The following is an 11,787-nucleotide window of genomic DNA, read 5'->3' on the forward strand; positions in this document are numbered from 1 at the left end:
CGGGCGACCGCCCCTCCGGCGTCCCCCCGGCCGGTCCGGACCCCATCCGGACCCCATCCGGACCCGCCCCGGACCCGACCCGGACCCCCGGCCGCATACCGCCCCCGCACGTGCCACCAGCACCTGCGCGCCCCAGGGGCCGCACCCGCACCACGCCCGTCACGCCGTCGCAGCACCACCGGACCGGACCCCGGCGCCCCTATCACTCGGGGATACCCCTTGTCTCGCCGAAGCGCTTTTCCGATGATCTGTTCTACTGCGCTCCGGTCATTTCCCGGCGCCGACCTGATCCGGGGTGACATGCTGCTCACCGTCAGGGGGTTGATCCAGATTTCCACCGTGTTCCGAGGACTTCCGTTCCAACGATCACCAGAGGTCCGACCGGAGGCCGACGTGTCCGCGAACATCAATCCCACGGTGCGCCGCCGGCGCCTCGGCGCGGAACTGCGCAAGCTCCGGGACCAGGCCGGGATGACCGCCGAGGAGGTGGCCGGCCGGCTGATGGTCTCCCAGTCGAAGATCAGCCGCCTGGAGAACGGCCGCCGCAGCATCAGCCAGCGGGACGTCCGTGACCTCTGCGACGTCTACGACGTCACCGACGACGCGATGCGGGCCAGCCTGATGGAGATGGCCCGGGAGTCCCGGCAGCGCGGCTGGTGGCACGACTTCAACGACATGCCCACGCCCTACAGCGTGTACATCGGCCTGGAGGCCGAGGCCTCCTCGATCCGCGCCTACGAGTCCTCCTTCGTGCCCGGCCTGCTGCAGACCGAGCAGTACGCGCAGGCCGTGGTCGAGGGCACCCAGCCGGACACCGACGCGCTCGCCGTCCAGCGCCGGGTCCAGGTCCGGATGAAGCGCCAGGACCGGGTCAACGGCGAGAACCAGCTGGGCAGCCTGTGGACCGTGATAGACGAGGCGGTGCTGCGCCGGGAGGTCGGCAGCAAGGAGGTGATGGCCCACCAGCTGAAGCACATGCTGGAGCTGAGTCAGCGCCCCAACATCACCATCCAGGTCATCCCGTTCTCGCACGGCGCCCACCCCGGTATGACCGGGACATTCTCCCTGCTGGAGTTCCCCGAGTCAGCCGATTCCACAGTTGTCTACTTCGAAGGGGTGACGAGCGATCTCTACCTGGAGAAGGAGGCCGACGTGCGCCGCTATACCAGTCTCTACGACCACCTGCGGGCGGCCGCGCTCGGGGTGGCCGAGACCCGGACACTGATAGCCGACATTGAAGAGGGATACCACGGATGAGCACCACCTTCGAGAACGGGACGAGCTGGCGCAAGAGCAGTCACAGCGGCGGCAACGGCGCCTGTGTGGAGATCCGCGTACCGGCCACCGACCTGGTGGCGGTCCGTGACTCCAAGGACCCACAGGGTCCTCAACTGCGGTTCTCCGCCGAAGCCTGGAACGCGTTCGCCGTCGACGCGGGCGCCGGGGTGTTCGGCGGGTTCTGATCCGCTCCGTACCGCTTCTCGGCCAGGTGCCCGTAGCGGTGTCCACCGCCCTCCCCGGGCGGCGGACACCGCTACGGGCATCTTCGCGTCCGGCAGGCATGACCTCGTCAAAGAGTCCCCCGCCGAGAACGTCCCCTCCGCCAGCGGGAAGGACTCAGCCGAGCACCGGGTAACGGGCGGCCCAGGCCGCGCCCTCCGGGGTGTCCGCGCTGTGCAGCTCGGGCCCGTGCATCAGCTCCAGGACGAAGTCGTCCGCCAGCTCCAGCAGCGCCCCGCGCCCCTCCAGCCCCGCCACCAGGCCCGGCGGCAGCGCCGTGTCACCGTGCAGCACCCCGAGCAGGTTGCCGCAGATCGCCCCCGTGGAGTCGCTGTCCCCGGAGTGGTTCACCGCCAGCAGCAGCCCGGACCGGACGTCGTGCGCGACCAGCGCGCAGTACACCCCGATCGCCAGCGCCTCCTCGGCGACCCAGCCCTCCCCCAGCGCCTCGACCCGCTCGGCGGACGGCTCCCCCGCCCGCACCGCGTCCAGCGCCGCCCGCAGCGCCGCCGTGGTCTCCTCGTGCGCCGACCGCTCGGAGAGCAGCGCGAGCGCCAGGTGCACCCCTTCCTCCAGGGTGCCGCCGCGGGCCGCGGTCTGGACGATCACCGCCAGCGCGCCGGCCGAGAGGTAGCCGGTGGGGTGGCCGTGGGTCAGCACCGAGCACTCCACCGCCAGCTGGAACACCAGGCCCGGCTCCCAGGTGGTCAGCAGCCCGAACGGCGCCGCCCGCATCACCGTGCCGCAGCCCTTGGAGTGCGGGTTCTTCGGCACCTCCAGGGTGCCCAGCCGCTCGGCCTCCGGACCGGAGAGGCCGGACAGGCAGGCCTGGCCCGGCGCCCGCTGCGCGTACAGCCACTCCTCGCGGCCCAGCCAGCCGAGGTCGGCGCGCCGCTCGTCCGGGCCCCAGTCCCGCTGGGTGGCGGCCCAGCGCAGGTAGGCGCGGTGGACGTCGGTGGGCGGGTGCCAGCTGCCGGTGTCCCGGCGGATGTGCGCGCGGATCAGCCCGTCCAGGGTGAACAGCACCATCTGGGTGTCGTCGGTGACCGCGCCGAGCCGCCCGTACGCCGGGACGTACCCCGTGACGCCGAGCGGCCCGTGCGCGGCCCGGATCTTCTCCAGCGACTCGAACTCGACGCCCGCGCCGAGGGCGTCCCCGACCGCCCCGCCCAGCAGGCACCCCCGCACCCGGCTGCGGAAGTCCTGCTGCTGGGCGCGGGACCACAGTGGCATCACGACGGGCGCCTTTCGTCCGGGTTCGGGCGGGGTCGCGCGACGCACGGCCGGTCGCGCGCCCTCGCACTGTATTCGAATGCCCGAACGGGACGGCAGGGTTCCCGCTCCACCGGATCGCCACCGGATGTTCGGCCGGCCGACGGGCTCCCCGGGTTGGAACGCGCCCTTCCGGGTGGTGACGGCTCAGTCCACCAGCGGCAGCAGCTCCGGCAGGTGCCCGTCCGAGGCCAGCGCGGCGGCCAGCCGCTCGGCCGGCACCTCGCCGTAGGTGGTGGTGCGCTGCCGGTGCGGACGCCCGGCCGCCTCGGCGATCGCCCGCAGCTCCCGGACCGACTTGTAGCTCCCGTACGCCGACCCGGCCATCCGCGAGATGGTCTCCTCCATCAGCGTGCCGCCCAGGTCGTTGGCGCCCGAGCGGAGCATCTCGGCGGCCCCCTCGGCACCCAGCTTCACCCAGCTGGTCTGGATGTTGCGGATGTGCGGGTGGAGCAGCAGCCGGGCCATCGCGACCACCGCCCGGTTGTCCCGCGCGGTCGGGCCCGGCCGGGCGATCCCGGCCAGGTAGACCGGGGCGTTGGTGTGGATGAACGGCAGCGTCACGAACTCGGTGAAGCCACCGGTGCGCTGCTGGATCTCCGCCAGCAGCCGCAGGTGGCCGACCCAGTGCTTCGGGGTGTCCACGTGGCCGTACATCATCGTGGACGAGGAGCGGATGCCCAGCTCGTGCGCGGTGGTGACGACCTCCACCCAGGTCGCGGCCGGCAGCTTGCCCTTGGTGAGCACCCAGCGGACCTCGTCGTCGAGAATCTCGGCGGCGGTGCCCGGGATGGTGTCCAGCCCGGCCTCCTGGGCCCGCTGCAGCCAGTCCCGGATCGACAGCCCGGTCCGGGTGGCGCCGTTGACCACCTCCATCGGCGAGAAGGCGTGCACATGGATGCCGGGCACCCGCTCCTTCACCGCGCGCGCGATGTCGAAGTAGGCGGTACCGGGCAGGTCGGGGTGGATGCCGCCCTGCATGCAGACCTCGGTGGCGCCGACCTCCCAGGCCTGCGCGGCCCGGTCGGCGACCTGCTCCAGCGAGAGGCTGTAGGCGTCCGCGTCGGTGCGGCGCTGGGCGAAGGCGCAGAACCGGCAGCCGGTGTAGCAGACGTTGGTGAAGTTGATGTTCCGGGTGACGCAGTAGGTGACCTCGTCGCCGACCGCGTCGCGGCGCACCGCGTCGGCGATCCGGCAGAGCGCGTCCAGTGCCGGGCCGTCCGCCTGGAACAGCGCCAGCGCCTGCTCGTCGGTCAGCCGGACCGGGTCGTCCGCGGCCACCGCGAGGGCGGCCCGGACCTCGGCGTCCAGCCGCTCCGGCGCCCCGGCCGAGCCGCCGGGACCGCCCGGTGCCGAGGCGGCCGAGGCGGCGGCCTGCTCGCGCAGCACCTCCCAGTCGCCGTAGACGTCCTCGAAGTCGGCCCGCCGGTCGCCGGTCCGGCCCTCGGTGTCGATGGCGCTGTGCAGGTCGGTGCGCCCGTACGAGTCCGGCAGGTCCTCGGGCTCCTGCCAGGGGTGCCCGGTGACCACCGCGTCGGGCCGGGCCAGCCCGGTCCGCGGGTCGGCCAGCGCCCGGACGTGCGGCAGCACCCGCGGGTCCAGCCAGGGCTCGCCGCGCAGGACGTACTCGGGGTAGACGGCGAGGCGCTCGCGCAGCTCGAAGCCGGCCGCGGCCGAGCGCTCCGCCAGCCTGTCGATCTGCGGCCAGGGGCGCTCGGGGTTGACGTGGTCGGGGGTCAGCGGGGAGACGCCGCCCCAGTCGTCGATGCCGGCCGCGATCAGCCGCTCGTACTCGCCGTCCACCAGGTTCGGCGGCGCCTGCAGGCAGGCCGACGGGCCCATGATGTGCCGGGCCACCGCGACGGTGGCGACCAGCTCGTCCAGCTCCGCGTCCGGCATGCCGCGCATCGCGGTGTCCGGCTTGGCGCGGAAGTTCTGCAGGATCAGCTCCTGCACGCCGTGGTAGGCCCGGGAGACCCGGCGCAGCGCGAACAGCGACTCGGCGCGCTCCTCGTAGGTCTCGCCGATGCCGATCAGCAGGCCGCTGGTGAACGGCACCGAGCTGCGGCCGGCGTCCTCCAGCACCCGCAGCCGGACGGCCGGCTCCTTGTCGGGCGAGCCGAAGTGCGGGCCGCCGGGCTCGCTCCACAGCCGGGTGGCGGTGGTCTCCAGCATCATGCCCATCGAGGCGGAGACCGGCTTGAGCCGCTGGAAGTCGGTCCAGCTCAGTACCCCGGGGTTGAGGTGCGGGAGCAGCCCGGTCTCCTCCAGGATGCGGATCGACATGGCGCGCACGTACGCGATGGTGTCGTCGTAGCCGTGCGCGTCCAGCCACTCGCGGGCCTCCGGCCAGCGGTCCTCGGGCTTGTCCCCGAGCGTGATGAGCGCTTCCTTGCAGCCGAGTTCCGCGCCCCGGCGGGCGACCTCCAGCACCTCGTCCGGGGACATGAACATTCCGTGTCCCTCCCGGCGCAGTTTGCCGGGGACGGTGACGAAGGTGCAGTAGTGGCACTTGTCCCGGCAGAGCCGGGTGAGCGGGATGAACACGCTCTTGGAGTAGGTGATGACGCCGGGCCGGCCGGCCGCGTCGAGGCCGGCGTCGCGGACCCGGGCGGCGCTCGCACAGAGGTCGCGCAGGTCATCGCCTCTGGCCCGGAGCAGTACCGCCGCCTCGGTCGCGTCCAGCGCGACGCCGTCCCGGGCCCGGCGCAGGGCGCGCCGCATCGCATTCGCGGTCGGGCTGTTGGTTGCGTCCATGCCGCGACCCTACGCCAGTTCACGTACGTTCCTCGTGCGTTCGGAGGACTCGACCCTGAGTCCCCCTCAGGGTCGGGTGCGCCGCGAGGTCGACCCGGAACCAACCCTGCAGGGCGATGACGCGAGCGCCCCGGGACCGTCTAATGGGTATCCAGGGAAAGTCGTTGACCGACGGAGGGGTTGGACGGATGACGGACGACAGGGCGACCGCGGGCGGCGGCCCGGCGGACGAATGGCAGGGCACGGCTCCCTACCGGTCGCGCCGGCGCACCCTGGTGCGGGTGGCCGTGCCGCTGGCGATCACGGCCGCGATCGCCGCCGGGGTGGGACTGGTGCCGGCGCTGGCGGACTCCTCGCCGCCGGAGCTGCCCGCGCTGACGGCGGAGCAGGTGGTGGCGAAGGTGCTCGGCTCGGAGGCGCAGACGCTCTCCGGCACGGTGTCGGTCTCGACCGACCTCGGTGTGCCGAGCCAGCTGCTGGGCGCGGCGGGCGGCGGGCTCGCGGCGGCCGGTGGCGGGGAGCGCGGCGGGGACAAGCCGTCGGGCGCCGCGCCCACCGCGAAGCTCACCGGCCTGCTCGGCGGTGACCACACGCTGCGGGTCGCGGTGGACGGGCCGGACCGGCAGCGGATCGGCCTGCTGGAGCAGCTCTCCGGCTACGAGCTGATCCGCAACGGCGACCAGGCCTGGGCCTGGGACAGCAGCACCAACGAGGCCGTGCACCTGACCGGGACCGGGCGGGACGCGGCGGACGGCCACCGGGGCAAGGCGCCGCTGACCGGCGTGCCGACCACCCCGCAGGAGGCGGCCCGGCAGTTCCTGACCGCGAGCGCACAGACCACCGCCGTCACCGTGGACGGCACCGCGACCGTGGCCGGGCAGAAGGCCTACCGGCTGAGCGTGAAGCCCACCGGGTCCGGCTCGACGATCGGCGAGGTGCGGATCGCGGTGGCCGCCGACAACGGGGTGCCGCTGTCGGTCGTGGTCAAGGGCACGGACGGCGGCACGGTGCTGGACGTGCACTTCACCCAGGTCTCGTTCGCCCGGCCGGACGCGAAGACCTTCGAGTTCACCCTGCCCAAGGGCGCCAAGGTGACGGAGCAGAAGGCGTCCGACGCGCCGCGCACCGAGGCGGCCCCGGAGGAGGCCAAGGCCGCCGCCGAGGGCCTGAACGTGATCGGCGAGGGCTGGACGGCCGTGCTGTCCGCGAAGCTGCCCAGCGGCGACGTGTTCGTCCCGGCCGAGGGCAAGGGTCCGCGCGGCAAGGGCGGGCACGGTCCGGGCGGACGCCCGGGCGCCGGCGCGGGCACCACCCAGAACCCGCTGGCGCTGGTCAAGGCGCTGGGCAAGCCGGTCGCCGGCGGCTCGCTGATCAGCACCAAGGTGCTCAACGTCCTGGTCACCGACGACGGACGGGTCTTCGCGGGCGCGGTCACCCCGTCGGTGCTGCAGAGTGCGGCCGGGGTGAAGTAGTGACCCAGGCTCCCGTAACGGGGGACGTTACGGAGCCGGCCGGGGGGCCGGGCGCGGTGTCGCGCCCGGCCCCCGGTGCCGCTTCGCCCTCCCGCCCCTCCGACGACGTGATCAGGACCAGGGGTCTGACCAAGCGCTTCCGCGGCGGCCAGCTCGCCGTGGACGGGCTGGACCTGAGCGTCCCCCGGGGTTCGGTCTTCGGCTTCCTCGGTCCCAACGGCTCCGGCAAGACCACCACGATCCGGATGCTGATGGGCCTCATCGCCCCCAGCGCCGGGGTGGCGACGGTGCTCGGCGAGCCGATGCCGCAGTCGGTGGCCTCGGTGCTGCCCCGGGTCGGCGCCCTGATCGAGGGGCCGGCGCTGTACGGCTTCCTCTCCGGCCGGGACAACCTGGCCCGGTTCGACGCCGCCGATCCGACGTCCGACCCGCGCACCCGGAAGCTCCGGGTCGCCGAGGCGCTGGACCGGGTCGGCCTGGCCGCCGCGGCCGGCAAGAAGGCCCGGGCCTACTCGCTGGGCATGAAGCAGCGGCTGGGCCTGGCCTCGGCGCTGCTCCAGCCGCGCGAGCTGCTCGTCCTGGACGAGCCCACCAACGGCCTGGACCCGCAGGGCATGCGGGAGATCCGGGCGCTGATCCGGGAGGTCGCGGCCGAGGGCACCACGGTCTTCCTCTCCTCGCACCTGCTGGACGAGATCGAGCAGGTCTGCACCCATGCCGCGGTGATGTCGCGCGGCCGGCTGGTGGTGCAGGGCACCGTCGCCGAGCTGGCCGCCCGGGCCCGCGGCCGGCTGGTGGTGCGGACCCCGGACACCCACCGGGCCGGTGAGGTGCTGCTCGCCCACAAGGTCACCGAGGTCCGGATCGGCGAGGGCCGGGTGGACGGCGACGTCGCCTCGCTGGCCGAGGACGCGCTGCCCGGGCTGGTCGCGGCACTGGTCGCGGCGGACGTCCGGGTGCACGGCTTCGGCGTGGAGCGGGGCACATTGGAGGACGCCTTCGTGGCGCTGACCGGGGAGGGCTTCGATGTCGCGGGCTGAGGCGGTGCCGGCCCTCGCGGCCGTGGCGCCCGGGCGGCGGTCGCAGACGGCGGCCGGGTTCCTGGCGCTGTTCCGCAACGAGCTGCTGCTGACCTTCCGCCGGATGCGGACGATCGTGCTGCTCGGGATCCTGGCGGTGCTGCCGGTGCTGATCGGCGTGGTGGTCAAGATCAACACGGACGGGGCGCGCGGCGGCGAGGGCCCGGCGTTCATCGCCCAGGTCACCCAGAACGGCCTGTTCCTGGTGTTCACCGCGCTGGCGGTGGCGCTGCCGGTCTTCCTGCCGATGACGGTCGGCGTGGTCGCCGGGGACTCGGTGGCGGGCGAGGCGGCCACCGGCACCCTGCGCTACCTGCTGGTGGCGCCGGCCGGGCGGACCAGGCTGCTGGCCGCCAAGTTCACCGCCGGGCTGGCGTTCTGCCTGGCGGCGACGGTGACCGTCGCGCTCTCGGCGGTGATCGCCGGGACGGTGCTGTTCCCGGTCGGCGACGTCACGCTGATCTCCGGCGAGACCATCGGCCTGGGCGCGGCGCTGCTGCGGGCGGTGCTGGTGGCCGCCGTGGTGGCCGCCTCGCTGGCCGGGCTGGTCGCGATCGGCCTGTTCGTCTCGACGCTCACCGGCAGCGGCATCGCGGCGATGGCGGCCACCGTCGGCCTGGTGGTCACGGTGCAGATCCTGGACGCCTTCCCGCAGCTGCACGCGATCCAGCCGTTCCTCTTCACCCACCACTGGCTCACCTTCGGCGACCTGCTGCGGGAGCCGATGTACTGGGACGGGGTGCTGAAGAACCTCGGGCTGCAGGCCGCCTACGTGGCGGTGTTCGGCTCGGCGGCGTGGTCCCGGTTCACCGCGCGGGACATCACCGCCTGACCGGCACCGCGTCGACGGGAGCGGTGCTCGAAGCGGCGGCCGTCCGGGCCCGGACGGCCGCCCGGTCGGCCCGGACCCGCCGCAGCGCGTCCCAGGTGAGCAGCGCGAGCGCCACCCACACCAGGGCGAAGCCGGCCCAGCGGGCGGGCGGCATCGACTCGTGGAAGACCGCGATGCCGATCAGGAACTGGAACACCGGCGCCAGGTACTGCAGCAGGCCGAGCACGCTCAGCGGCACCCGGACGGCGGCGGCGCCGAAGAGGAGCAGCGGGACGGCGGTGATCACGCCGCTGAGCACCAGCAGCCCGGTGTGCCCCCAGCCGTACTCGCCGGGCACGGTGTGCCCGAAGGTGCCGCGGCCGGAGACCTGCAGGTAGACCAGGTAGCCGAGGGCGAAGGGGAACAGGAAGGCGGTCTCGGCGGCCAGGCTCTCCAGCCCGCTCAGTCCGACCGTCTTCTTCAGCAGCCCGTAGGTGGCGAAGGAGAACGCCAGGGTCAGTGCGATCCACGGCAGCCGTCCGTAGCCGATGGTCAGCACCGCCACCGCGAGGACGCCGATGCCCACCGCCGCCCACTGGGCGGTGCGCAGCCGCTCCTTGAGCACCAGCACGCCGAAGGCGATGGTGACCAGCGGGTTGATGAAGTAGCCGAGGCTGGTCTCCACCACGTGCCCGGCGTTGACGCCCCAGATGTAGACGCCCCAGTTGACCGAGATCACGGTGGCGGCGGCGCCCAGCATGGCGAGCCGGCGGGGCTGGCGCAGCAGCGGGCGGATCCAGCCCCAGTGGCGCTGGACGATCAGCAGCAGGACGACCGCGACCAGCGACCAGACCATCCGGTTGGCCAGGATGTCGTCGGCGGCACCGGGCTCCAGCAACGGCCAGAAGAGCGGGAACAGGCCCCACATGCCGTAGGCCGCGAAGCCGTACCAGAGGCCGCGTCCGGCCTCGTGCTGGGTTGTCTCTGGCATGGCCCGTCCGCCCTCCGCACGCGCGAGTGTCGAGCCGACGGTAGCGGGCACGGCCGGGCCTGTCATCTCCGTATTCGGTTTTTGGTCATGACATCGCCCGCGGCTGGTGCCGCGGGCGATGTCACGACGGGGTGCCGGACCGGGGCTCAGGCGCCCAGGGCGGTCCGCACGCTCTGCGCCAGCGGGACGGTCGGGCGGCCGATCAGCCGGGCCAGGTCGCCCGGGGTGCCGGCCAGCTCACCGCGCGCGATACCGGCGTCGACGTCGACCAGGATCCCCGCGAAGCCCTCCGGCAGGCCGGCGCCGACCAGGATCCGCAGGTGCTCCTCCGGCGTCACCGGGTGGAACACGACCGGCTTGCCCGAGGCGAGGGCCAGCTCGGCGGCCAGCTCCGGCAGGCTCCAGGCGGCGTCGCCGCTCAGCTCGTACACCGCGTTCTCGTGGCCCTCGCCGATGAGCACGGCCACCGCCGCGTCGGCGTAGTCACGGCGCGGGGCGGTGGCGATCCGGCCGTCCTCGCCGGCGCTGCCGACCACCGCGCCGCGCTCGACCGTGCCAGCCGCGTCGCCCAGGTAGTTCTCGGTGTACCAACCGTTGCGCAGCAGGGCGAAGGGCAGCCCGGACTCGCGGATGAGGGCCTCGGTGGCCTTGTGCTCGTCGGCCAGCTTGAAGGTGGCCACACCCGGCGCACTCGTGTAGGCGAGCAGCGCGACCCCGGCGGCGCGCGCCGCCTCGACCACGGCGGCGTGCTGCGGCATCCGGCTGCCGATCTCGCTGCCCGAGATGAACAGCACCCGGTCGCCCGCGGCGAAGGCGCCCGCCAGGCTCTCCGGGCGGTCGTAGTCGGCCACCCGCACGGTCACGCCGCGCTCGGCGAGGTCGGCGGCCTTCTCCGCGGAGCGGACGACCACCGCCACCTCACTCGCGGGGACCTTGGCCAGCAGCCCCTCGACGACGAGGCGGCCGAGCTGTCCGGTGGCTCCGGTGACGACGTACATGGTGCTGCTCCCTGATCCCTGAGGTGGCTGTCCGTTGGACTTCCGGCTTCGGAACTCACCTTAGGGACGGCACTAACCTTTCGTAAGTACGCACTTCGAAGTAGGGTACTGATATGCAGGTAATGAACACCGCGGCCCAGCTGCCCTCGGCCGGCGGCCCCGGCGCCCCGGCCGGCTCGCTGCCCCCGCCCGACGTCTTCGACCGGATGTGCCCGTCCCGGGGCGTCCTGGAACACGTCACCAGCCGCTGGGGCGTGCTGGTGCTCGGCGCGCTGCACGAGCGCGGCTACCGGTTCAGCGAGCTGCGCCGCCGGATCACCGGGGTGAGCGAGAAGATGCTCGCCCAGACGCTGCAGACGCTGGAGCGCGACGGCTTCGTCCTGCGCGAGGCCCACCCGGTCATCCCGCCCCGGGTCGACTACAGCCTGACCCCGCTCGGCCGGGAGGCCTCGCGGCTGGTCGCCGAGCTGGCGCACTGGACCGAGGAACGCGTCCCGGCCGTGCTGGCCGCCCGCGACGAGTACGACGCCCGGGGGCGCTAGACCGGCCCGTCCCCCTCCTGTCCTCGGCCCGGCGGCCGTGCCGGGCCCACGGGTACGGTCGGCACCATGACCACCGCCGACCCCGACCCGCTGCCGGGCACCGCCACCCCCGAGGCCGTCCGCCCCCGGGTGACCTGCCGCCGCTGCCACCGCCCCCTGCACGACCCGGAGTCGCGCATCCTCCGCCTCGGCCCGGAGTGCCGTGACCCGGCCGAGCGCGTCCCCCGCCACGAGGTCGACCAGGATCCGCTGCCGGGGCTGGGCTAGACGCAATGCCGGTGACTTAAGTTGTGTCTCGCTGGGTGATCGTGACTGTTGCCGGTTGTGGTGGTGGCCAGTTGTGGTGTTGGGCGCGTTTGAGGGGC

At 73.5% G+C, this 11,787-nt stretch carries 11 protein-coding genes; 7 read left to right on the forward strand and 4 right to left on the reverse strand.

All coding sequences use genetic code 11. From position 1 onward, the window contains the following. Window positions 1-393 precede the first annotated feature (393 nt). Together ABZW10_RS26815 and ABZW10_RS26820 are read left to right on the forward strand one after the other, a co-directional pair. Window positions 394-1,257, forward strand: a complete 864-nt coding sequence (locus ABZW10_RS26815; protein WP_355370342.1) for a helix-turn-helix transcriptional regulator — start codon at window positions 394-396, stop codon at window positions 1,255-1,257. Beyond that, complete coding sequence (locus ABZW10_RS26820; RefSeq protein WP_355370345.1) at window positions 1,254-1,463, forward strand: DUF397 domain-containing protein; 210 nt, start codon at window positions 1,254-1,256, stop codon at window positions 1,461-1,463. The genes ABZW10_RS26815 and ABZW10_RS26820 overlap by 4 nt, the downstream gene beginning before the upstream one ends. A 154-nt stretch (window positions 1,464-1,617) precedes the next feature. Here the strand turns inward: ABZW10_RS26820 and ABZW10_RS26825 are convergent, their stop codons facing one another. Both ABZW10_RS26825 and ABZW10_RS26830 read right to left on the reverse strand, forming a co-directional pair. After that, window positions 1,618-2,733 carry an ADP-ribosylglycohydrolase family protein gene (locus ABZW10_RS26825; RefSeq protein WP_355370348.1) on the reverse strand — a complete coding sequence of 372 codons (1,116 nt, stop codon included), beginning with the start codon at window positions 2,731-2,733 and terminating at the stop codon, window positions 1,618-1,620. Between the two features lie 186 nt (window positions 2,734-2,919). After that, complete coding sequence (locus ABZW10_RS26830; protein WP_355370350.1) at window positions 2,920-5,529, reverse strand: bifunctional FO biosynthesis protein CofGH; 2,610 nt, start codon at window positions 5,527-5,529, stop codon at window positions 2,920-2,922. Between the two features lie 188 nt (window positions 5,530-5,717). Between ABZW10_RS26830 and ABZW10_RS26835 the strand changes: the two genes are divergently transcribed. From ABZW10_RS26835 to ABZW10_RS26845, 3 genes are read left to right on the forward strand one after another with little or no spacing between them, the layout of a single operon-like run. Further along, window positions 5,718-7,001: a DUF2092 domain-containing protein gene (locus tag ABZW10_RS26835; protein ID WP_355370352.1), complete on the forward strand. Its 1,284-nt coding sequence runs from the start codon at window positions 5,718-5,720 to the stop codon at window positions 6,999-7,001. Between the two features lie 56 nt (window positions 7,002-7,057). Next, the gene (locus ABZW10_RS26840) at window positions 7,058-8,041 is read left to right on the forward strand and encodes an ABC transporter ATP-binding protein (RefSeq protein ID WP_355370355.1); all 984 of its coding nucleotides are present in this window, start codon (window positions 7,058-7,060) and stop codon (window positions 8,039-8,041) included. After that, window positions 8,028-8,912 carry an ABC transporter permease gene (locus ABZW10_RS26845; RefSeq protein WP_355370357.1) on the forward strand — a complete coding sequence of 295 codons (885 nt, stop codon included), beginning with the start codon at window positions 8,028-8,030 and terminating at the stop codon, window positions 8,910-8,912. Before ABZW10_RS26840 ends, ABZW10_RS26845 begins: the two co-directional genes overlap by 14 nt. Here the strand turns inward: ABZW10_RS26845 and rarD are convergent. Then, on the reverse strand, window positions 8,902-9,882 hold the full coding sequence (gene rarD / locus ABZW10_RS26850; RefSeq protein WP_355370360.1) for an EamA family transporter RarD: 981 nt from the start codon (window positions 9,880-9,882) through the stop codon (window positions 8,902-8,904). The two genes, ABZW10_RS26845 and rarD, sit on opposite strands and share 11 nt — an antisense overlap. 146 nt (window positions 9,883-10,028) lie before the next feature. After that, entirely contained in the window at window positions 10,029-10,880 is an 852-nt protein-coding gene (locus tag ABZW10_RS26855) for an SDR family oxidoreductase (RefSeq protein ID WP_355370363.1), read from the reverse strand. A gap of 206 nt (window positions 10,881-11,086) precedes the next feature. Between ABZW10_RS26855 and ABZW10_RS26860 the strand changes: the two genes are divergently transcribed. Next, window positions 11,087-11,422 (forward strand): helix-turn-helix domain-containing protein, encoded by a 336-nt coding sequence (locus ABZW10_RS26860; RefSeq protein WP_355370378.1) that lies wholly within the window; start codon window positions 11,087-11,089, stop codon window positions 11,420-11,422. Window positions 11,423-11,488: 66 nt separating this feature from the next. Next, window positions 11,489-11,689 carry a DUF6011 domain-containing protein gene (locus ABZW10_RS26865; RefSeq protein WP_355370366.1) on the forward strand — a complete coding sequence of 67 codons (201 nt, stop codon included), beginning with the start codon at window positions 11,489-11,491 and terminating at the stop codon, window positions 11,687-11,689. The last annotated feature ends 98 nt before the right edge of the window (window positions 11,690-11,787 follow it).

This window comes from Kitasatospora sp. NPDC004723, assembly GCF_040609255.1.
GTDB lineage: Bacteria > Actinomycetota > Actinomycetes > Streptomycetales > Streptomycetaceae > Kitasatospora.